Raw genomic sequence first — 20,656 nt, 5'->3', positions numbered from 1 at the left:
AGATGCAGGGCGTGGATCGGCGCATACGGGTGCTCATCGCCAAGCCGGGCCTGGACGGGCACGACCGCGGGGCCAAGGTGGTGGCCCGGGCCCTGAGGGACGCGGGGATGGAGGTGATCTACACCGGGCTCCGCCAGACCCCGGAGATGATCGTCTCCGCCGCCATCCAGGAGGACGTGGACGCCATCGGGCTTTCCATCCTCTCCGGGGCCCACATGCACTACTTCCGCGAGGTGAAGCGCCTTCTGGACGAGCAGGGGGCCTCGGACATCCTCCTCTTCGGCGGAGGGATCATCCCCGACGAGGACGTGCCCAAGCTGAAGGCGCTGGGCGTGGCCGCCGTCTTCGGTCCCGGGACCAGCACCCAGGAGATCGTGGACTTCCTGAGGCGAGCGGTGCCGGAGCGCTGGAAGGCCCAGGGGCTCGCATGAAGGCCATCCAGCTCTACTACCCCCCGGAGTGGGCCCACTGCTACGGGTGCGGCTACTTGAACGCCCACGGGCTCCACATCCAGACCTACTGGGACCCGGAGAAAGGGGAGAGCGAGACCCGCTTCACGCCCCGCCCCTACCACACCGCCATCCCCGGCTTCGTCTACGGGGGGCTTCTCGCCTCCCTGGTGGACTGCCACTCCACCGCCACCGCGGCCGCGGCCAAGGCCCAGGCCGAGGGGCTTTCCCTGGAGGCCACCCCTCTCCGCTTCGTCACCGCGAGCCTCAAGGTGGACTTCCTCAAGCCCACCCCCCTGGGGCCGGACCTCCGCCTCGTGGGCCGGCCCCAGGAGGTGAAGGGGAGGAAGGTGGTGGTGGAGACGGAGCTCTACGCGGCCGGAACGCTCACGGTCCGGGGGGAGGCGGTCCTGGTTCAGATCGCCGAGGGCTTCGGCGGCGGGGCGGGCTAGCCCTCGAGGCCCGGTAAACACATCAGAAAAATTGCGGTTGACACGCTCAACCCCCTTGGTCTATCCTGGACCCCGGCCTTAAGGGCCGGGGAGCCATATGTTCCAGCAGCTAGCCGCACGACTCCAGGAGGCCATTGACCGGCTCAGGGGCCGGGGCCGGATCACGGAGGAGGACCTGAAGGGGACCCTCCGGGAGATCCGCCGCGCCCTCATTGAGGCCGACGTGAACCTGGAGGTGGCCCGGGCCTTCGTGGAGGAGGTGCGGGAGCGGGCTTTGGGGCGGAAGGTCCTGGAGAGCCTGACCCCGGCCGAGGTGGTCCTGGCCACGGTCTACGAGGCCCTGAAGGAGGCCCTGGGCGGGGAGCCCAAGCACCCCCAGCTCAAGGACCGGAACGTCTGGTTCCTCGTGGGGCTCCAGGGGTCGGGGAAGACCACCACCGCCGCCAAGCTCGCCCTCTACTACAAGGGGAAGGGGCGGCGTCCCCTCCTGGTGGCGGCGGACACCCAGCGCCCGGCGGCGCGGGAGCAGCTCCGCGTCCTGGGGGAGAAGGTGGGGGTGCCGGTCCTCGAGGTCCAGGACGGGGAAAGCCCCGAGTCCATCCGGCGGCGGGTGGAGGAGCGGGCCCGCCTGGAGGTGCGGGACCTCGTCCTGGTGGACACCGCCGGCCGCCTCCAGATTGACGAGCGCCTCATGGAGGAGCTCGTGCGCCTCAAGGCGGCGCTGCGCCCCGACGAGGTCCTCCTCGTCCTGGACGCCATGACGGGCCAGGAGGCCCTCTCCGTGGCCCAGGCCTTTGACGAGCGGGTGGGGGTCACGGGCCTCGTCCTCACCAAGCTGGACGGGGACGCCCGGGGCGGGGCCGCCCTCTCCGCGCGGCGGGTCACGGGCAAGCCCATCTACTTCGCCGGGGTTTCCGAGCGGCCGGAGGGCTTGGAGCCCTTCTACCCCGACCGCCTCGCGGGCAGGATCCTCGGCATGGGGGACGTGGCCACCCTGGCGGAAAAGGTGCGCCAGGCGGGCCTCGAGGCCGAGGCGCCCAAGTCCGCCAAGGAGCTCACCCTGGAGGACTTCCTCAAGCAGATGCAAAACCTCAAGCGGCTGGGTTCCTTCTCCGAGCTCCTAAAGCTTCTTCCCGGGGTGGGCCGGGCCCTGCCCCAGGGGTTCCAGGTGGACGAGCGGGCCTTCAAGCGCCTGGAGGCCATCGTCCTCTCCATGACCCCGGAGGAGCGCAAGGACCCCCGGATCCTCAACGCCTCCCGCAGGCGGCGCATCGCCAAAGGAAGCGGCACCACGGTTCAGGAGGTCAACCGGCTGGTCAAGGCCTTTGAGGAAACCAAGGCCCTGATGAAGTCCCTGGAGCGCCGCAAGGGCCGGGGACTCATGGGAATGTTCAGGAGGTAAGCGCATGGTCAAGATCCGTCTGGCTCGGTTCGGTTCCAAGCACAACCCCCACTACCGCATCGTGGTCACCGACGCCCGCAGGAAGCGGGACGGCAAGTACATTGAGAAAATCGGCTACTACGACCCCCGGAAGACCACGCCCGACTGGCTCAAGGTGGACGTGGAGCGGGCCCGGTACTGGCTCTCCGTGGGCGCCCAGCCCACGGACACCGCCCGCAGGCTCCTCCGCCAGGCGGGGGTCTTCCGGCAGGAGGCCCGGGAGGGCGCCTGAGGAAAAGGCCGGCCGAGGCCCCGGGAAGTCCCCGGGGCCTTTCGTTTAGCATGAACGTATGAAGGACGTGGTGGAGTACCTGGTGCGCTACCTGGTGGACCGCCCCGAGGCGGTGCGGGTCCAGGTGCGTAGGGGCAAGGAGGGCACGGTCTACCTGGTGGAGGTCGCCCCGGAGGACAAGGGGCGGCTCATCGGCAAGGGCGGGAGGGTCATTGAGTCCCTCCGCACCGTGGTCCGGGCGTACGCCAAGCGCAAGGTGGGCGTGGAGGTGCGCTGACGCCGCGGCGGAAGGACCTGGCATAATGAGGGTATGCGCCTGGTGGAGATCGGCCGGTTCGGCGCCCCTTACGCCCTGAAAGGGGGCCTCAGGTTCCGGGGAGAGCCCGTGGTGCTCCATTTGGAGCGGGTCTACGTGGAAGGCCACGGGTGGCGGGCCATTGAGGACCTCTACCGGGTGGGGGAGGAGCTGGTGGTCCACCTGGCGGGCGTCACCGACCGCACCCTGGCCGAGGCCCTGGTGGGGCTTCGCGTCTACGCGGAGGTGGCCGACCTCCCCCCCTTGGAGGAGGGTCGGTACTACTACTTCGCCCTCATCGGCCTGCCCGTGTACGTGGAGGGGCGGCAGGTGGGGGAGGTGGTGGACATCCTGGACGCCGGGGCCCAGGACGTCCTCATCATCCGGGGCGTAGGGGAGAGGCTCAGGGACCGGGCGGAGCGGCTCGTGCCCCTGCAGGCCCCCTACGTGCGGGTGGAGGAGGGGAGCATCCACGTGGACCCCATCCCCGGCCTCTTTGACTGATGCGCTACACCGTCATCACCCTTTTCCCCAACCTCGTCCGCCCCTGGCTGGAGGAGTCCCTCCTGAAGAAGGCCCTGGAGCGGGGCCTGATCCGGGTGGAGGTGGTGGACCTCAGGGCCTTCGGCCTCGGCCGGCACCGCACGGTGGACGACACCCCTTACGGCGGCGGGGCGGGGATGGTGATCCGTCCCGACGTGGCGGTGGCGGCCCTGGAGCGGGCCCTCCCGGCGGACGAGGTGGTGCTCCTCTCCCCGGCGGGGAGGCCTTTCACGCAGAAGGTGGCGGAGGAGCTCGCCGGAAAGGAGCACCTCGTCCTCCTGGCCGGCCGCTACGAGGGGTTTGACGCCAGGGTGGAGGCCTTCGCCACCCGGATCCTCTCCATCGGGGACTACGTCCTCATGGGAGGGGAGGTGGCGGCCCTGGCGGTCCTCGAGGCCACCGCCCGCCTCGTCCCCGGGGTGATCGGGGACCCGCAAAGCCACCGGGAGGACTCCTTCGTCCGCGGCCTTCTGGACTACCCCCAGTACACCCGTCCCCCCGAGTTCCGGGGGCTTAGGGTGCCCGAGGTCCTCCTTTCGGGCCACCACCAGGAGGTGGAGAGGTGGCGGCGGCAGGAGGCCTTGCGCCGCACCCTGGCCCTGCGGCCCGAGCTCGTCGCCCGGGCGCCCCTTAGCCTCTTGGAGGCCCGCTTGCTTGCGGAAATGGACCGGGAGGAGTAAACTTGGGGCTGTTTGCCCATGAACCCGCCGAGGGTTCCTCTGGGGAAGGAGGGAGCATGAACCGAGGAGCGCTCATCAAGTTGGTGGAGTCCCGCTACGTTCGCACGGACCTTCCCGAGTTCCGTCCCGGCGACACCGTCCGGGTGTCCTACAAGGTCAAGGAGGGCAACCGCACCCGCATCCAGGACTTTGAGGGCATCGTGATCCGCATCCGCCGCAACGGCTTCAACACCACCTTCACCGTGCGGAAGGTGAGCTACGGCGTGGGCGTGGAGCGCATCTTCCCCCTGCACTCCCCCCTCATCCAGAAGATTGACATCGTCCAGCGGGGCCGGGCGCGCCGGGCCAAGCTCTACTTCATCCGCAACCTCTCCGACCGGGAGATCCGCCGCAAGCTCCGGGCCGACCGGAAGCGGATTGACCAGGACCGGGCCGCCGAGCGGGCCGCCAAGGAGGAGGCCCAGAAGGCCCAGGAGCCCAAGGCTTCCCAGGAGTAAAGGGAGCGCGGGGTGGGGGTCGGCTTGNCCGCCCCCCTTCGGCTTAGGGAAGGAAGCCCAAAGACCGGGCCCGGGAGAGGGCCTCCACCCGGTTGCGGGCCTCCAGCTTGGCGTAGAGGCTTTCCAGGTGGCTCCGCACCGTCTCCGGGGAGAGGCGAAGGGCCCGGGCGATCTCCTTGGTGGAAAGGCCCTCGGCCAGGAGGCGGAGCACCTCTTCTTCCCGCGGGGTGAGGGCCGGGATGTCGGGGGCGGTGAGCCGCTCCTCGCCCTGACGGATCCGGAGAAGCCGCCGCTTGAGCTCCGGGGCCGAGAGCTCCTTGGAGAGGTAGGCGTCGGCCCCCGCCTTGTAGGCCTCCAGGAGGAGGGCGGGCTCCTGGTAGGTGGTGAGGAGGATGACGAGGCCGCGGTAGCCCATCTCCCGCAGGCGCCGGGCGCAGGTGAGGCCGTCCATCCCCGGCATGCGCAGGTCCAGGAGGACGGCGTCGGGAGCCTTCTCCAGGGCCTGGACCAGGGCCTCCTCCCCGGTGCCCGCCTCCGCCACCACCTCGAGGCCCTCCGCCTCGAGGGCCGCCTTGAGCCCCAGGCGGAAGAGGGGGTGGTCGTCCGCCACAAGGAGGCGCACGCTTCCATCCTAAGCCCCGGCGTATACTTAGGGCATGCCCCTTACCCTGAACCAGCTGGCCGAGCTTTCCGGCCGGGCCTCGGAGCACGTGCTCGCAGAGGAGGTGGAGGAAACGGGGACGCCTGCGGAGGAGATCCTGGCGCGCCTAAGGGAGCGCCTCGCCGTGATGCGGGACTCGGTGCGGCGGGGCCTCGCTTCCGATGCCCCCAGCGTGGCGGGCCTGGTGGGGAAGAACGCCAAGACCCTCTGGGAGGCCCCTGACCCCCTGCAAGACCCCCTTCTCAAGCGGGTACAGGCCTACGCCATGGCCGTGAACGAGGAGAACGCCCGCATGGGGCGGATCGTGGCCGCCCCCACGGCGGGGAGCGCGGGGACGCTTCCCGGGGCCCTTCTGGGCGTGGCGGACCACCTGGGGATCCCCGACGAGGAGCTCCTCATGCCCTTGGTCCTCGCTGGGGGGGTGGCGAAGATGATCGGCCGGGTGATCCACATCGCCGGGGCGAGCGGGGGATGCCAGGCCGAGATCGGCTCCAGCGCCGCCATGGCCGCGGCGGCCGTCACCGAGCTTTTAGGCGGCACCCCGGAGGCCTGCGCCCACGCGGCGGCTTTGGCCCTGCAGAACACCCTGGGCTTGGTCTGCGACCCCGTGGGGGGGTTCGTGGAGGTGCCCTGCGTGATGCGGAACGGCTTCTACGCCGTCCACGCGGTGAGCGCCGCCTCCATGGCCCTTGCGGGGATCCGGAGCGTGATCCCGCCCGACGAGGTGGTCCTGGCCATGGCGGGCATCGGCCGCCTCCTCCCCCTGGAGCTCAAGGAAACCGGCCTGGGGGGCTTGGCGGACACCCCCACAGGCCGGAGGCTGGCGGAAGAGGCGCTGAAGAAGACGTAGCCCTACTCCTCGCCTTTGGCGATGGGCACCCCCACCAGGTTGCCCCACTCGGTCCAGGAGCCGTCGTAGTTCTTCACGTGGGGGTAGCCCAGGAGGTACTTGAGGACGAACCAGGAGTGGCTGGACCGCTCGGCGATGCGGCAGTAGACGACGATGTCCTTGTCTTTGGTGATCCCGAGAGGCTCGTAGAGGGCCCGGAGCTCCTCGGCGCTTTTGAAGGTGCCGTCGGGGTTCACCGCTTTGGCCCAGGGGATGTTCTTCGCCCCGGGGATGTGGCCGGCGCGGAGGGCCCCCTCCTGGGGGTAGTCGGGCATGTGGGTGAGCTCCCCGCGGTACTCCTGGGGGCTACGCACGTCCACCAGGGCGCCCTTGCCTTCCTTCACCTTGATGATGTGCTCCAGGACGTCGTCCCGGTAGGCCCGGATGGACTCGTCCCGGTAGGGGACCTCGTAGCGCCCCGGGGGGTAGGAGGGGACCTCGGTGGTGAGGGGGCGGCCTTCCTCCACCCACTTTTGCCGCCCGCCGTTCATGAGCCGCACGTCCTTGTGGCCGTTGTACTTGAAGAACCAGAAGGCGTAGGCGGCCCACCAGTTGTTCTTGTCCCCGTAGAGGACCACGGTGGTGTCGTTGGAGATGCCGAGCCTTTCCATGAGCTTGGCGAACTCCTCCTCGCTGATGAAGTCCCGGACCACCGGGTCCCAGAAGTCCCGCTGCCAGTCAATCTTCTGGGCCCCCGGGATGTGCCCGGTGTCGTAGAGGAGGATGTCCTCGTCCACCTCGAGGACCCGTACCTTGGGGTCCTCCAGGTGCTCCTGGACCCAGTCGGTGCTCACCAAAACCTCGGGATGGGCGTACCCCATAACCACCTCCCGGGGGCACTATACCCTTGAGCCTGTGGATATTAAAGGGCGGAGGACACAATGTGCCCTTTGAAAAGGCGCCTGGCCACGCCGGTTTGCTTGACAGGGGGAGGGGGGCATGCTAGGCTATCTAGCGGTTGCGGGCGGCTAGCTCAGCGGAAGAGCGCTCGCCTCACACGCGAGAGGTCGTAGGTTCAAGTCCTACGCCGCCCACCAGCATCAGAACACAAAGCTTCCCCCCACGGTAGCGTGGGGGGATTTGCTTTAGCCGGTTTATCAGCCGGTCTATCCGCTCAGGCTTGGGCGCGGGGGGCGGGGTAGAGGAGTTCTTCCAGGTCCAGCACCCACCCCCGGCGCTCCTCCTCCAGAAGGTGGCGGTACACATTCAGGGTGATGGTGGGGCTGGCGTGGCCAAGCCGCTCACTCACCACCTCCAGGGGCACGCCCCGGGAGAGGGCCAGGGTGGCCCAGGTGTGGCGAAGGTCGTGCACCCTCACCCGCCCAAGGCCCGCCCTTTCCGCCAGGCGGCGCAGGTAGTGGTTGAACGCGTCCGGGTCCACGGGCTTCACCCCGCCCACCAGGAAGAGCCCGTCCACCTCCTCCGGGGTGAGCCTTTCCAGAAGCTCCTCCCTCCGGGCCTTCAGGCGAAGGAGGAGGCCACGGGGCAAGGGCACCTTGCGCTTGGCCGTGGGGGTCTTGGGCTCGGAGAAGGCCCCCTTGCCCCTCGCTTTTGTCCAGGACCGCCACACGGTAAGCTCCCCAGCCTCCAGGTCTATGTCCCGCCATTGCAGGGCCAGGGCTTCGCCCCGGCGGAGCCCGGTTTCCAGCATGAGCCGGAGGAGGAGGGCCATGTCCTTGGACCGGGAGGCTTCGGCGGTCTCCAGGAGCCGGGCCACCTCCTGGGGCTCCAGGGCCCGGGCCGTCTTCTCCCCCTTGGGAAGGCGCAACCTCACGGCCTCGGCGGGGTTCCGGGCCACAAGCTCCAGCCGTAAGGCTTCCCGGAAGAGGGCCTTGAGCCGCATGAGCACCCGGCCCACGGTGCGGGGGGCGTAGCCCGCTTCCGCCACCCGGTCCACGGCGGCCCGCACATGGACCGGCTTCACCTCCTGGAGCCGCATGCGGCCCAGGGGGTCGTGGGCCTTGGGATCCTTGAGGGAGGGGAGGGCGTGGGCCAGTTCCTCCTGGGCCAGGCGGATGGAGTTCGGCCTAAGCCCCTCCCGCTCCAGGCGCTTCAGGTAGTCCAGGGCGAAGTCCCGCGTGGTGAGCCTGGAGGGGTCGGTGAGAAGCCCTTTGGCCTGGGCGACCACCATATCCGCCAGGGCCCTTTCGGCCTCCTTGCGGGTTTCGCAATGCTTCTCCCGCTTGACCTTCCGGCCCGTGGCGGGGTCTATCCAGGTGAGCTGGGCCACCCACTTGCCCTTGCCCTCGTGGTAGAAGACGCTTCCGCCCCCTTTGCCGCGCCTTCTCATCACCACCTCCTACGCTTCCTTCCCTTGCGCCAAAGCCACCGGGCCCGGCGTAGGGCCCACCGCTTGCCCACCCGGCCCCGGGAGAGGGCTTTGGCGAAGCGAAGCCAGGACCAGAGCTTCCTAAGGTTCACGGTACTCCTTCCCCTCCAAGAACGCCTCCACGGCGGCCCTCGGGATGCGCCAAACCCGGCCCACCTTCACCGCGTGGAGCTTCTTGGCGTAGATGAGCTTTTCCACCGTCTTGCGGCTAACCCGGAGGAGCTTGGCCACCTCCGCCACGGTCAGGACTTCTCCTTGCACGACTCGAGAGTATCAAGGAACCCCAAAGAGGGGTACGGAGCAGAGGGATTTTACTGAAGTTCACCAACCGTTTAGGAGCCGCTTCACCCACTCCCGGCGAGCCTCCCGGTAGGCCTCGCGCTTCGTGGAGGCCCGAACCACGATGGGCTCCCCTGGCCCCTCGGCGCTGGCCACGAATCCCCCCTCGGGATCCCGGGCCGCGCTGGGGGCCCCGTACCGGTCCCAACCGTCCACGAGGCGGTCGGCGATGGCCTCGACCAGGAGGCCCCAGAGGGCCTCCTCCCAGGCCTCGGGGGGGAGGCTCCTGGGATCCTCCTTCCCTGTGGCGGCGGAAAGGGCCTCAAGGAGCGGCCCCAGGTGGGGGTGGCGCTCAGCTCCCTCCACCACGATCTCGGCGTAGCGGTGGGCCACGTGGGCCAGGTGGCGGATCAGGTCACGCTCGTTCATGCTCCCCTCCGGTGCATCTCCCACCACTCCCCGAGGGTTCTCGGGGGCTCCTCGGGGTAGAGGCGCATCCCGATGGGGGAGAGGGGGGCCTTGGGCCACTCCTCCACGACCTTCCGCCACGGCGGGGCCTTCCACTGGCCCGAGGGGTCCCTGAGGTGCCGGTCCCCCCAGAGCCGCTGCACACGCGCGCGAACCTCCTGGATCTGGCTCCACACCCCGCTGAACATGGGCAGGTTCCCCAGGGTCTTCATGTGGCCCACGAGGGCCCTCCAGTCCCCCTCGGCGGCGTAGGCCAGGGCCTCCTCCAGGAGGGCCCGGTAGAAGCCGTCCTCCAGGAACCAGGTCCACCGCCCCCTTTGATCCCGTTTTAGGACATAGGTGGGCTTCCACTCCCCCTCCCGCCAGGCCACCCAGTAGAGGGGCGCGCGCGGGTTGGCGCTGAGGTCCACCCGCCGCATCTCCTCACCGGGGAGGGGGGCGGTGGCCACGATGAGCATGGGCCAGGTGGGAGGGGGGGCCTCTGGCCGCATCACGCTCACCGGGGCCAGGAGGAGCTGGGCCACGGGGAGGCGGGCGCGGCGCCTCACCGCCCGGGCGGCCCGGTCGAGGTGAACGGCGTGGAGTTCGTCGATCCGCCGTACGGCCGCCAGGATGCGGTCCGTGGGGGCGGTCTGGACCTGCCAGTACCGGTACCCGTCCCGGCTCACCAGGCGCAGGGCCTGGGCCAGGAGGGCCGTCTGGCCTCTGAGGAGGGGGTAGTCGGCCGGATCCCTGGTCATGTGGCCAGGGTGCCACCCCGGTCGTGGGGGGGTTGAAAATAAAAAAAAGGCCCCATGCACGCAGTTTCGGGCGGTTTTTAGGCGGTTAGTCAAACCAAATGAGGTTGCGTACCCGCCGGGCAGTTTTTTCGCCTTCGGCGCCCTCCCCCCTACCATTGGGCTGGCCCGAACCCGGGTGGTGCCGGGGCCCGAAAGCCGACGCCTGTGGCGGCAGGTGGCGGTGGCCGGGGAAGCCGCGTGCCTCCAGAAATGGGGGCTGGCGCGGCACTCAACGGGGGGCTCCGGGCGATAGAGACGTCCGGGTCTATCCCAATGCGACAACCCCGAGGGATCGGGGGTTTGGAGGAAGGGCGACGCGGGAAGGGTCGCCGGGGGGGGCGTAGGCCCCGGAAACCCGGCGGCTGGCCGTGTTGGGAGTGGGTGAAAACCCCACCCGTGGGCAGGGGGGAGTCCGCCCGGGCGACCGGGTAGCTGTACCCTCTGCACACGGCGCCGCACGCCACGGCATGGGCCTCCGTGAGGGGGCTCGGAACCACCCTGGGGGACCCCCCTCCTGGCTTCGGCTGGGAGGCGGGAGAAACCGGGGGGTAGCCGATAGCTCGGCGTGTAAGTGGGAGGGGTAGCGGGGCAACCCGCCCTCCCATCGGCGAGGCAGGAACCCTAGGCGCCCGCGCTCGCGTACCGCATGCCCTACCCGAGCTCCGCAACCTCGTAGGGAACGGGCTACCGAGGCTTGCCTCGGTCAGGTGCGCGTGTCGCGGTAAAGGGGATAAACCGCCACCTCTGGGACGACCAGAGGTGCCCACACGGCCGAACGCGGGAAGGCCCGGGCCGGGGGCCCAGGGGGCCGCCACCCCACTAACCTGGGCGCTCTGGTAGGGCGGGGGAGTAGGACAGCCGTACCCTGGAACGGGGAGGGCCCAACGAAAACCCGTCCGAACCGGGCTGGGAGACCGGATCAGTAGGCTAAACCCCGCCTGCTCCCGTGGGGGTGCGTCCACCCTGCGGTGTGGGTTGGGGGACGATGCGCATACGTTATACGCCGAAAGTCCGGACCGGCAGATGGACCTCGGCACCACTTGGGGGCGGGGTTTTCCCGCCCCGACAACCGGGAGAGGGATCCCGAGGGGAAGGTGGAGTACCCGAGGGGACGTTGACGATCACGACCACAGGCGCTTACCCCCACCGGGGGAAGCCTCCGGGAGGAGGTGGATCCTGGCCACAGGGGGGAGCGTGGCGGCCACGGGTCTAACCGTGGCGGCGGAGGCCGGCCATACGGCCAGCCACGGCGTGCTCCCGGCCGTACGGGAGGGCGCGGTCCGGCCCACGGGACCAGCCACGGCGTTCCTCCGGCCGTACAGGGGGAAACCGCTGGGCGGGCGCGCGTGAAAGGGGGAGATGCACAGAGGTAGCGTGAGAGTTGACTGCGTGAGCGAGTGGAGCTAACCGCACCAGCGGCGTGGAGAACGGTCATGGCAAAAGGCCCCCGGGGTTACCCCCGGGGGATCTTCGTTTTGCCCCTCGTTCGCCTTCGCAAAAATTGCCCTCCCAGGTGTGCGTGCGCTATCTCCCCGAAAGCGCGTGCGCGTTCCCCTCCTAACGGGGGGTTTACCGCGTCCTGCACGGGCAAAACCATCGCGCACGCTATGCGCACGGATGCGCACGCATGGGAAAGGAGTGCCGTCCTGGACGGCACAGGGTGCGTGCGCGTTCTCCCTCCCGTCCAGGACGGCGTTCCCGGGAAAACGCGCACGCGCCTCACGCCCCCACCTCCTCACGCCGCTTCACCCGGGCCCGGGCGATGGGCTCAAGCCGGGGCGGGTTTCCGGCCCAAAGCCCCAGAAGCTCCACCTCCTTCACTTCCGGCCAGGCCTCCTCCAGGAAGGCCAGCCGCTCCACCAGCCAGGCCTCGAGGCTCGGGGCGTTCTGCCCGGGCCAGGCGGCGTGGGCCTCCAGGTCCTCCTCCGAGGGGAGGGCCAGGGCCCAGTAGAGCACCCGGCCATCGGCCACCACCCGGAGCTTGGGCGGGCGCATGGCGCGCACCTTGGCGGCCAAGGCCGGGGCCAGGGTGATGAGCTTCCGCCATGGGCTCACAGCTCCACCTCCACCTCGTCTTCCTCGGGCCGGGGGCGGGGGGCGGTGATGCGAAAGACGCGCCCCCCAAGCCCTTGGGCCACCTCCGCCAGGGCGCGTGCGCGTTCTTCCGGTCCTTGCGATGGGGAAGCCACTTCCGAACGCGCACGGGGTTTTTCCTCTCCAGAAGGGCGTTCCTCGGGGGGGCGTGCGCGGTCGTGCGCATGGCGTGCGCGTTGGTTTTCCTCGTACTGGAGGGCGTTTTCCTCGGTTTTTGAGGGGAACGCGCACGCGGTTTGGGGGAGAAAGAGCACGCACGTTTCCCCGGTGAGGGGGTGCACGTAGCTTCCCCCCTCCCCCAGCTCCCGGGCCAACCGCTCGGGCTCGGGGAGGAGCCGGAAGGCGGCCTCCTCTAAGGGGGCCCCCTCCACGGGGCGGATGGCCAGGCGGTTTCCGTCCCTCTGCACGTCCACTAGCCCGACGGCCTCGGCCTGGTCCACCCACTTCTGCACCGTGCGCTTGGCCCAGCGCAGGTGCCGGGCCAGGTCCTTCACATAGACGGCCACACTTCCCTCGGGGATGTTCTTCCCGGCGGCCTCCTCCACCTTGGCCTCGTGCACCTCCCGCACGGCCACGGCCAGGGCCAGGGCCTGCGGGCTCACGGTGTGGACGCTCCGGGCCATGGGACGCGCGGCCAAGTGGTAGGCCAGGGCGTAGTCCTCCAGGGCGGCCACCAAACGCCCCTCCCGCTCCTCCCTCCGGGCGTGGTGGAGGAGGGCCACCACCTTGACCAGGGTGAGGAAGCGGCCAAAGTCCCTCCGAAGCCGGGTCAGGTCCTCGGGGAGGTCCTGGGCCTCCAGAAGCCGGGCGATGGCCGGGGCGTAAGGGACCACCACCTCCTTCTGAGGAAGGAGCTCGTAGAGAGCGTGCCAGGGGGTAGGGTCCACCTCGGGAAGGGCCCCCCTGGCCTCCCGTTCCGCCAGGGCCTGGACCACCCGGAGGGTGTGGCCCTTGCTGTCGTCCATGTAGAGGGAGAAGGTGCGGGTTTCGTTGTCCTCCTTGGTGAGCCCCTTGGTGAGCGTGGTGATGAGCCCGGTGGGGCCGGGGCGGACGATTTCCCGGGCGGCCATGCGCCCCTGGGGGGTTTTCTCCACGGTCAGGTAGCGGATTTGCCCTTCCGAGAGGAGGGTGCGCACCAGGTACAAGACCTCCTCCGAGCTCAGCCCGTCCTCCTCGTAGAGCACCAGGTGGCGGTGCCGGAAGTCCAAATCCGCGTACACCAACGCCTTGGCGCTCATGCTGGAAAGCTCGTAGTAGCCCCTGGGGGGGATGAGGGCCAGGGTCTGCTTCACCAGGAAAGACTTCCCCGAGGAGGAACGCCCCTTGACCAAGACGCTGATGGGGGCTTCCGTCCTGGCGGAAAGTAGGGCCAGGTAGAGAAGCCCCCTGTTCTCCTCCTCCCCCACCACCCCGAGCTCCCCAATGGTCCGGATGGCCCGGTGAAGGAGGGCGGGGTCCTCGGAGAGCTCCCGGGCGGCCTCCCGGGCTTCGGGGGTGATGGGGGGCGCTTCCTCCTCCCGGGCCTGAGCGTCCCGCGTGGCCCGGTAGCGGGCCCAGTCCTTCCGGAGGGCCCCTACGCTCACCCCGGTCTTCTTCTTGAGGGTCAGGAAGAGGGCTTCCACCTCGGAGTCCAAAAGCCCCCCCTCGTAGATGCCCCTGAAGAGCTCGGGGAGGAGGGCGGGGAGGGTTTCCGGCTTGGCCCCTTCCACCCGCTTGAGGAGGTCTTGGAAGGTCATGCCCACCTCCTCATCCAGGCGTACACGGCATAGGCCCGGGCCAGCTGGTAGGGTGTGTGTTGAGGGAACCTCCCGCGCACGGTGCCCTCCTACCGCCCCCCGTTTCTACGGGGGGTCTGGTCCGTGAGCTCCTCCAACCGCCCCTCCAGGATGGCCTGGGCCACGCGCATGGGGATGAGGAGGCGCTTGCCCAGCCGCACGCCGTGCCGCCTCGCCAATGCGTAGGCGAGGTCTCTCCCGACGAGCTTCTCCCCAACGAGCTGCCGAAACTCCGCTACCGTCAAGAGCCGAGGCCGATTTCCCTCGTTCTCGTTCATACCCTGACCCTAGCAACCGGTGCCGTAAGCGCGGTTATTTTAGAAACTTGGCATTTCCATTCGGTTTCCGCCAGATCGGGTGGGGTTTTTGAGTCCTTGGTCATTTGCGGCCGGATCTGGAGGCGAGGGTGGATATACTTCCCTTCAGGGGAGATGGGCACAATGGGCTTCGGTTTAGACCCGAAAGACCTTCGCCCCGGGGACGTCCTCGAGGGCGATTGCTTCCCCGAGCCCGTCCGGGTTATCCAGATCCAGGTGTGGGGCGACCTCTTCCGCCTCGAGGCCGTGGGCACGAGAACCCAGGGGTACTACGACCGCGTCCTCTCCATCCAGGACTTGGGAAGCCTACGGCGGTTCCGGGCGAGCGGAGGTCGGGACTTTGGGGGAGCGCCCGAGGCCTTCTTCCTGGCGGTGGAGGGGCACCGCATCCGCTTCGCCCAGCAGTTTGACCCCCTTTTCGCCGTGAACGTCTCCCAGATTGACCCGCTACCCCACCAGATCGAGGCGGTCTACTTCTACATCCTCCGGAACCCCAGGGTGCGCTTTCTGCTAGCCGACGATCCGGGGGCGGGCAAGACCATCATGGCCGGGTTGCTTCTCAAGGAGCTGAAGTACAGGGGCCTGGTCCAGCGCACCCTGATCGTGGTGCCCGGCCACCTCAAGGACCAGTGGCGGCGGGAGATGAAGGAGCGCTTCGCCGAGACCTTCCTGGTGGTGGACCGGGGGATGGTGGAGGCCAACTGGGGCCGCAACGTCTGGCGGGAACATCCCCAGGTGATCACCTCCATGGACTTCGCTAAGCGGGACGAGGTGCTCGCCTCCTTGGCCGAGGCCGATTGGGACCTGGTGATCGTGGACGAGGCCCACAAGATGACCGCCTACCGCTACGGGGAGAAGACCCACAAGACAGAGCGCTACCGTCTTGGGGAGCTCCTCTCCCGCACCAGCCAGTTTCTCCTCTTCCTCACGGCCACGCCCCACCGGGGTGACCCGGAGAACTTCCGCCTCTTTCTGGACCTCTTGGAGCCCGGTTTCTTCGCCTCCCGGGAGCTCCTCCTCGAGTCCATCGCCCGGAAGGACAACCCCCTTTTCCTGCGCAGGCTCAAGGAAGACCTCAAGGACTTTGAGGGGAGGCGCCTTTTCCCACCCCGCAAGGTCTTTACGGTGACCTACTACCTGAGCGACGAGGAGAAGCTCCTCTACAACGCCGTCACGAGCTACGTGGAAGCCTCCTACAACAAGGCCCTGGCCAGGGAGAAGCGGAACGTGGCCTTCGCGCTCCTCATCCTGCAGCGGAGGCTGGCCTCGAGCGTGCGGGCCGTGCGCCGCTCGCTGGAAAGGCGCCGGGAGCGGCTTGCCCAGCTTTTGGAGGTGGGCCGGTGGCTTGCGGAGCGGGGCGAGGTAGACGAGGAGGCCCTGGAGGACCTGGAGGAATGGGAACGCCTCAAGCGGGAAGAGGATCTGGTGGCGCAACTCACCGCCGCCGAGACCCGGGAGGAGCTGGAGCGCGAGATCGCCCAGCTGGACGAGCTCATTGCCTTGGCCCGGCGGGCCGAGCGGCTGGAGATTGAAACCAAGCTCCGCAAGCTCCGGGAGGTGATGGAGGACGAAAGGCTCCAGCAGACGGGCGAAAAGCTCCTCATCTTCACCGAGTCCCGGGAAACCCTGGAGTACCTCGTGGAGAAGCTTCGGGGGTGGGGGTACTCCGTGGTGTCCCTCCACGGGGGGATGGACCTGGACGCCCGCATCCGGGCCGAGCACGAGTTCCGCGAGCGGGCCCAGGTGATGGTGTCCACCGAGGCGGGCGGGGAAGGCATCAACCTCCAGTTCTGCTCCCTCATGGTCAACTACGACATTCCCTGGAACCCCAACCGCCTGGAGCAGCGGATGGGGCGGGTCCACCGCTACGGCCAGACCAAGGAAGTGCACATCTACAACCTGGTGGCGCTGGACACCCGGGAGGGGAAGGTCCTCGAGGCCCTCTTCCGCAAGCTCAGGGAGATCCAGGAGGCCCTGGGGAGCGACCGGGTCTTTGACGTGGTGGGGGAGGTGCTCCCGGGAAAGAGCCTGAAGGAACTCATCGTGGAGGCTATCGCCAACCGGCGCACCCTGGACGAGATCGTCTGCGAGATTGAGGCCGTGCCCGACCAGGAGGCGGTCCGGCGGGTGCGGGAGGCGGCCCTCGAGGCCCTGGCGGTGCGCCACATTGACCTCACCCAGGTCCTGGGAGAGGAGCGGAGGGCCCGGGAGAACCGCCTGGTGCCGGAGTACATTGAGCGCTTCTTTGAGCGGGCCTGCAGGTTCTTGGGCGTGCCCCTGGAGCGGCGCGGGGACGGCTTATGGCGCGTCCCCCGCGTTCCCCATGAGCTGCGGGACCTTTCCCGGGAGTTCAAGGACCGCTACGGCGAGGTCTTCCCCGAGTACCGGAAGCTGGCCTTCTCCAAGGAGCTGGCCCGGAGGCATCAGGCGGTCCTCGTGGCCCCCGGGCATCCCCTTCTGGAGGCCATCATTGAGCGGCTTCTTTCCCGGTCCGAAGGGGAGCTGAGGCGCGGGGCACTCTTCGCCGACCCCGACGGGAAACTCGAGGGCTTCCTCTGGTTTTTGGAGGTGGAGGTCCGCGACGGGCAAAACCAGGTGGCGGGCAAGCGCCTCTTTGCCGTCTACCAGTCTGAAGCGGGGGAACTCCGCCTCGTTCACCCTTCGGTCCTTTGGGACCTGAAGCCCCTTTCCCCCGGGGAGGCCTCCTTTGACGGCGGCCTTCTGGACGAGGGGAGGGTGGTGGGCTTCGCCATAGAGCAGGCCCTCGAGCCCTACCGCCAGGAGCTTTTGGCCTGGCGGGAACGGGACGCCGAGGTCAAGCGCCGCTACGGCCTGCGCTCCTTGGAGCAGATGCTCCTGGACTCCGAGGCCAAGCTTTTGGAGTACGAGACCCGGCGGGCCCAGGGGGAGAACATCCCCGAGGCCACCCTCCAGAACGAAAGGCGGCGGAAGGAGGAGCTGGAGGCCCGCAAGAAGAGGCTGGAGGAGGCGATTCGGCGGGAGCTTAGCCTCACCGCGGCCGCCCCTCGGGTTCTCGGGGTGGCCCGGGTGGTGCCCCTTGTCAAGGGGGAGGCGGCCATGCGCCCTGACCCCGAGGTGGAGGCCATCGGCATGGAGGTGGCCCTGCGGTACGAGCGGGAGGCGGGGTGGACGCCCGAGGACGTTTCCCGCGAGAACCTGGGCTACGATATCCGTTCCGTGTCCCCTGAAGGCGCCGTTCGCTACATTGAGGTCAAGGCGCGGGCCGCCACGGGCCCCGTGGCCCTGACCCCCAACGAGTGGGTGATGGCTCAGCGCCTGGGGGAGGACTACTGGCTCTACATCGTGGAGCACGCCGCCACCCGCCCGGTGCTCCACCGGGTACAAAACCCGGCGGCCAAGCTTGCGCCCAAAGAGGTGGTGGACGTGGTGCGCTACGTGGTCAACGACTGGAAGAAGGCGGCGGAGAGCAGCTAATCCAATGGCACCAGAGGAGGGCAACCGATCCAATGACTCCGGAGCTAGTCCGAGAACTAATCGCACGGGGCGAAGCCTTGACCCTTGAGTTCAAAGGGGAAGAGAGAAGGCAACTCTCCGAAAACGATCTGGTGGAAACGGTCGTATGCATGGCCAACCGCCCTACACAAGAGATGGGCTACGTCCTCATTGGCGTTGAGGATGATGGCCGGGTGACGGGTGCCCGTCCCCGGGATGCCGGGGGTATAGATCCCTTGCGCATTCAGGCTTTGATCGCAAACCGGACGCGTCCTTCCCTCAGTTGCCGCGTTTGGGTGGTTGAGCTTGAAGGCAAGCCTGTGCTCGTGATCGAGGTGCCACGGTCGTGTAAGGATTTATGTGTAAGGGTCCGTGTTTAATAGGGGGGCACACCTTGGAACGAGGAGGTGCCCCGTGGACCAGGATACCTTGCGGATCTTGCTGAGGGAAGCGGTGCGGGAGACGGTGGCCGAGGTTTTGCAGACGGTTCTGGAGCTGGACCGGACGGCCTTCTTGCAGGTGCACGGAGGCCGCAGGAACGGCTACTACCCCCGCAAGCTGGAGACCACCTTCGGCCAGGTGGACCTGAAGGTCCCTAGGGATCGGGAATCTCGGTATTACCCGGCTTTCCTTAAGCCCTACGCCCGCCGCCTGGTGGACGTGGGGGAAGTAGCTGTGGCCTTGTACGCCGCCGGGGTCAGTCAGCGCAAGGCGGCCGAGATACTGAGCCTGCTCCTGGGCCACCGCTACTCCCACGAGACCCTGAGCGCCCTGACGGACGAGGTCCTGGAGGCGGCAGGAGCCTTCCGCACCCGGCCTTTGCCCGAGGAGATGGCCTTCGTCTACCTGGACGGGCTTTCCCTAAAGGTCTTCAGGGAAGGAGAAGGGATCGTACGGGAAAGCGTGTATGTGGCCCTGGGCATCGCCCCTAATGGGGAGAGGCGGGTCCTGGGGTTCTGGCTTTTGCCCACGGAGAGCGCCCTGGGATGGGAGGGGGTCCTGGGGGAGCTTTGGCAGCGGGGCCTGCGGCGGGTGTTGCTCTTTGTCACCGACGGGCTGCCCGGGCTTCCTGAAGCGATCCGCAGGGTCTACCCTCAGGCGGAATGGCAGCGGTGCGTGGTGCACGGGGTGCGGTGGAGCCTGTCCCAGGTGCGCTCCCGGGACCGGGCCCTGCTGGCGGAGGACCTGAGGCGGGTGTACGGGGCGGAGAGCCGGGAAGAAGCTCTTGGGGCATTGGAGGAGGTGAAGGCCGCCTGGGGTTCGCGGTACCCGGGGGTGGTGGGGCTTTGGGTACAGGATTCGGGGGCCTTCCTGCGGTTCTACGGGTACCCCAAGGTGCTTTGGCCGTACTTGCGGAGCACCAACCTGATGGAGCGGTTTATCCGGGAGCTACGGCGGGGGACGAAGGTGCGGGACCACAAGTTTCCTAAGGAAGAGGCGGTGTACAAGCTTCTTTACCTGGAGTCGGAGAGGCAGGAAGGGAGGTGGGCAGAACGGAAACTAAAGGGGTTCTCGGAGGTGAAGGAGGTGCTGGAGAAGATGCTTCAGGAGCGGTATGCCCCCCGTACACAGACTCTTACACAGAGTCCTTGACACGACCGGTGCCACCGGCAACAATGCCCGTAGGGACGGCCGAGGGCATCTACAAACGGCGGGCTATTGGGGGCACGGGAAGGCCGGAATGCTTGCCCTACCACTTCCACGAGATGCAGGGGGCGTTGGCCCATCGCGGAGCCCTGGATTACTCAGCGCTACCGGTTCAGGGGGCTTCCTGGAGCGATCTGGACCCCTTGGAGTTTGAGCGCTTCCGGCGTTTCATCCGGGAAAGCCGCGGCCAAGGTGACAAAAGCCTTCTGGACTTGCCTGATGTAGAGCTGGCCAAGGCCCTCGGTGCCGTGGAGGCCAATCACGAGGTAAGGGCGGTTCGTGTGTTGGGTCTCTTGCTCTTCGGCAAGGAGGAAGCCCTGCAGCGGTTCATCCCGACCCACGAGGTGGCCTTCCAGGTGCTTAGGGGAACGCGTGTGGAAGTCAACGATTTCTTCCGCTGGCCACTCTTGCGGACCATGGAGGAGCTTCTAACCCGCTTCCGAGCATGGAATCATGAAGAGGAGGTATCCTTTGGGCTCATGAGGATTGGTGTGCCGAACTATTCCGAGCGAGCGTTCCGCGAGGGGCTTGCCAACGCTTTGATTCACCGCGATTACACCCGTTTGGGCGCGGTGCACGTTCAGTGGCATGAGGACCGCATCGAGATCTCGAACCCCGGCGGCTTCCCGGAGGGGATTCACTTGGGCAACCTGCTCGTCGCTCCGCCGCGGCCACGCAACCCTCTGCTGGCCGATGCCTTCAAGCGGGCTGGGGTTGTGGAACGGACTGGCCGGGGGATCGACATCATCTTTGAGGAGCAGCTCCGCAACGGGCGTCCGGCCCCCTCCTACGAGCAGAGCACACCCGAGAGCGTTGTGCTCGTGCTTCCCGGGGGAGAGGCCAACCTCAACTTCGTGCGCCTCATCGTGGAGGAAGGCCAAGCACGCCGTCCCTTAAGACTTGACGAGTTGCTGGTTCTCAACGGCCTTTGGCAGGAGCGACAGTTAACCACGAAAGAAGCCGCGAGGCTTATCCAGAAGACGGAGGCTACAGCCCGCGCTGTGCTAGAGCGCCTAGTGGAAACGGGCTTGATCGAGGCGCGAGGCACGGGGCGAGGGCGGACGTATCACCTCTCGGCCTCCACGTATCGCCGGCTGGGGGAAGAGGCGGCCTACGTGCGCCTGAAGGGCTTTGAACACCAGCAAATGGAGCAGATGGTTCTCGAGTACGTGCGGGCCCACGGGAGAATCACACGACGGGAGGCGGCGGAGCTTTGCCGGATAGGACCTTATCAGGCCACTCGACTGCTTAAACGAATGGTTGAGCAGGGGAAGCTGACGCCCCATGGTGTCGGAAAGGGAACGTGGTATGCGCTTCGCTCGTAAATACGAGCGCGCATTTATCTTTGCGTGCCC

23 protein-coding genes and 1 tRNA gene are annotated in these 20,656 nt (G+C 67.9%); 14 read left to right on the top strand and 10 right to left on the bottom strand.

The features are described from left to right. Nucleotides 1-2 precede the first annotated feature (2 nt). From TTH_RS05285 to rplS, 8 genes are all read left to right on the top strand, one after another. The gene (locus TTH_RS05285) at nucleotides 3-431 is read left to right on the top strand and encodes a cobalamin B12-binding domain-containing protein (protein WP_011173118.1); all 429 of its coding nucleotides are present in this window, start codon (nucleotides 3-5) and stop codon (nucleotides 429-431) included. Next, nucleotides 428-901 carry a PaaI family thioesterase gene (locus TTH_RS05280; protein WP_011228393.1) on the top strand — a complete coding sequence of 158 codons (474 nt, stop codon included), beginning with the start codon at nucleotides 428-430 and terminating at the stop codon, nucleotides 899-901. The genes TTH_RS05285 and TTH_RS05280 overlap by 4 nt, the downstream gene beginning before the upstream one ends. A gap of 97 nt (nucleotides 902-998) precedes the next feature. Then, nucleotides 999-2,303, top strand: coding sequence for a signal recognition particle protein (gene ffh, locus TTH_RS05275; RefSeq protein ID WP_011173116.1), 1,305 nt, complete (start codon nucleotides 999-1,001; stop codon nucleotides 2,301-2,303). A 4-nt stretch (nucleotides 2,304-2,307) separates the two neighbouring features. Next, nucleotides 2,308-2,574: a 30S ribosomal protein S16 gene (gene rpsP / locus TTH_RS05270; protein WP_011173115.1), complete on the top strand. Its 267-nt coding sequence runs from the start codon at nucleotides 2,308-2,310 to the stop codon at nucleotides 2,572-2,574. A 58-nt stretch (nucleotides 2,575-2,632) separates the two neighbouring features. Then, the gene (locus TTH_RS05265; protein ID WP_011173114.1) at nucleotides 2,633-2,851 is read left to right on the top strand and encodes a KH domain-containing protein; all 219 of its coding nucleotides are present in this window, start codon (nucleotides 2,633-2,635) and stop codon (nucleotides 2,849-2,851) included. A 33-nt stretch (nucleotides 2,852-2,884) separates the two neighbouring features. Next, entirely contained in the window at nucleotides 2,885-3,373 is a 489-nt protein-coding gene (gene rimM, locus TTH_RS05260) for a ribosome maturation factor RimM (protein ID WP_011228392.1), read from the top strand. Continuing rightward, nucleotides 3,373-4,092 (top strand): tRNA (guanosine(37)-N1)-methyltransferase TrmD, encoded by a 720-nt coding sequence (gene trmD / locus TTH_RS05255; protein WP_008632436.1) that lies wholly within the window; start codon nucleotides 3,373-3,375, stop codon nucleotides 4,090-4,092. Before rimM ends, trmD begins: the two co-directional genes overlap by 1 nt. A 56-nt stretch (nucleotides 4,093-4,148) precedes the next feature. After that, the gene (gene rplS, locus TTH_RS05250) at nucleotides 4,149-4,589 is read left to right on the top strand and encodes a 50S ribosomal protein L19 (RefSeq protein WP_011228391.1); all 441 of its coding nucleotides are present in this window, start codon (nucleotides 4,149-4,151) and stop codon (nucleotides 4,587-4,589) included. Between the two features lie 43 nt (nucleotides 4,590-4,632). Here the strand turns inward: rplS and TTH_RS05245 are convergent, their stop codons facing one another. Further along, nucleotides 4,633-5,211 carry a response regulator transcription factor gene (locus TTH_RS05245; protein ID WP_011228390.1) on the bottom strand — a complete coding sequence of 193 codons (579 nt, stop codon included), beginning with the start codon at nucleotides 5,209-5,211 and terminating at the stop codon, nucleotides 4,633-4,635. A 34-nt stretch (nucleotides 5,212-5,245) separates the two neighbouring features. Here TTH_RS05245 and sdaAA point away from each other — a divergent pair, with 34 nt between their 5' ends. Continuing rightward, the gene (gene sdaAA, locus TTH_RS05240; protein WP_011228389.1) at nucleotides 5,246-6,100 is read left to right on the top strand and encodes an L-serine ammonia-lyase, iron-sulfur-dependent, subunit alpha; all 855 of its coding nucleotides are present in this window, start codon (nucleotides 5,246-5,248) and stop codon (nucleotides 6,098-6,100) included. A 2-nt stretch (nucleotides 6,101-6,102) separates the two neighbouring features. Here sdaAA and TTH_RS05235 read toward each other — a convergent pair whose 3' ends face one another. After that, nucleotides 6,103-6,960, bottom strand: a complete 858-nt coding sequence (locus tag TTH_RS05235; protein ID WP_008632430.1) for a sulfurtransferase — start codon at nucleotides 6,958-6,960, stop codon at nucleotides 6,103-6,105. A gap of 141 nt (nucleotides 6,961-7,101) precedes the next feature. Here TTH_RS05235 and TTH_RS05230 point away from each other — a divergent pair. Then, a tRNA-Val gene (locus tag TTH_RS05230) sits at nucleotides 7,102-7,176 on the top strand. Nucleotides 7,177-7,253: 77 nt separating this feature from the next. Here the strand turns inward: TTH_RS05230 and TTH_RS05225 are convergent. The 8 genes from TTH_RS05225 to TTH_RS05195 form a co-directional block, all read right to left on the bottom strand. Then, nucleotides 7,254-8,429, bottom strand: a complete 1,176-nt coding sequence (locus tag TTH_RS05225; RefSeq protein ID WP_011228388.1) for a site-specific integrase — start codon at nucleotides 8,427-8,429, stop codon at nucleotides 7,254-7,256. Continuing rightward, nucleotides 8,429-8,560, bottom strand: coding sequence for a hypothetical protein (locus TTH_RS11695; RefSeq protein ID WP_256464034.1), 132 nt, complete (start codon nucleotides 8,558-8,560; stop codon nucleotides 8,429-8,431). Before TTH_RS11695 ends, TTH_RS05225 begins: the two co-directional genes overlap by 1 nt. Beyond that, nucleotides 8,550-8,729, bottom strand: coding sequence for a helix-turn-helix domain-containing protein (locus TTH_RS05220; protein ID WP_011228387.1), 180 nt, complete (start codon nucleotides 8,727-8,729; stop codon nucleotides 8,550-8,552). Before TTH_RS05220 ends, TTH_RS11695 begins: the two co-directional genes overlap by 11 nt. A 60-nt stretch (nucleotides 8,730-8,789) precedes the next feature. Next, a complete protein-coding gene (locus TTH_RS05215; RefSeq protein WP_011228386.1) occupies nucleotides 8,790-9,176 on the bottom strand; it encodes a hypothetical protein in 387 nt (128 codons plus the stop codon). Further along, nucleotides 9,173-9,955 (bottom strand): hypothetical protein, encoded by a 783-nt coding sequence (locus tag TTH_RS05210; protein WP_011228385.1) that lies wholly within the window; start codon nucleotides 9,953-9,955, stop codon nucleotides 9,173-9,175. Before TTH_RS05210 ends, TTH_RS05215 begins: the two co-directional genes overlap by 4 nt. Before the next feature lie 1,758 nt (nucleotides 9,956-11,713). Further along, nucleotides 11,714-12,049: a hypothetical protein gene (locus TTH_RS05205; RefSeq protein WP_011228384.1), complete on the bottom strand. Its 336-nt coding sequence runs from the start codon at nucleotides 12,047-12,049 to the stop codon at nucleotides 11,714-11,716. Continuing rightward, on the bottom strand, nucleotides 12,046-13,824 hold the full coding sequence (locus TTH_RS05200; protein ID WP_011228383.1) for a hypothetical protein: 1,779 nt from the start codon (nucleotides 13,822-13,824) through the stop codon (nucleotides 12,046-12,048). The genes TTH_RS05205 and TTH_RS05200 overlap by 4 nt, the downstream gene beginning before the upstream one ends. An 89-nt stretch (nucleotides 13,825-13,913) precedes the next feature. Beyond that, nucleotides 13,914-14,141 carry a hypothetical protein gene (locus tag TTH_RS05195; protein WP_011228382.1) on the bottom strand — a complete coding sequence of 76 codons (228 nt, stop codon included), beginning with the start codon at nucleotides 14,139-14,141 and terminating at the stop codon, nucleotides 13,914-13,916. 153 nt (nucleotides 14,142-14,294) lie between these two features. Between TTH_RS05195 and TTH_RS05190 the strand changes: the two genes are divergently transcribed. The 4 genes from TTH_RS05190 (at nucleotide 14,295) to TTH_RS05175 (ending at nucleotide 20,626) form a co-directional block, all read left to right on the top strand. Beyond that, a complete protein-coding gene (locus TTH_RS05190) occupies nucleotides 14,295-17,636 on the top strand; it encodes a helicase-related protein (RefSeq protein WP_224065207.1) in 3,342 nt (1,113 codons plus the stop codon). A 32-nt stretch (nucleotides 17,637-17,668) separates the two neighbouring features. Continuing rightward, nucleotides 17,669-18,034, top strand: coding sequence for an AlbA family DNA-binding domain-containing protein (locus tag TTH_RS05185; protein WP_011228380.1), 366 nt, complete (start codon nucleotides 17,669-17,671; stop codon nucleotides 18,032-18,034). After that, nucleotides 18,027-19,247, top strand: coding sequence for an IS256-like element ISTth4 family transposase (locus tag TTH_RS05180; protein WP_011227798.1), 1,221 nt, complete (start codon nucleotides 18,027-18,029; stop codon nucleotides 19,245-19,247). Before TTH_RS05185 ends, TTH_RS05180 begins: the two co-directional genes overlap by 8 nt. Before the next feature lie 92 nt (nucleotides 19,248-19,339). Continuing rightward, complete coding sequence (locus tag TTH_RS05175; protein ID WP_224065206.1) at nucleotides 19,340-20,626, top strand: DNA glycosylase AlkZ-like family protein; 1,287 nt, start codon at nucleotides 19,340-19,342, stop codon at nucleotides 20,624-20,626. Nucleotides 20,627-20,656 lie beyond the last annotated feature (30 nt).

It is taken from the genome of Thermus thermophilus HB8 (assembly GCF_000091545.1).
In the GTDB taxonomy this organism is placed as follows: domain Bacteria; phylum Deinococcota; class Deinococci; order Deinococcales; family Thermaceae; genus Thermus; species Thermus thermophilus.
This window is presented reverse-complemented; position numbering and strand designations above follow the sequence as displayed.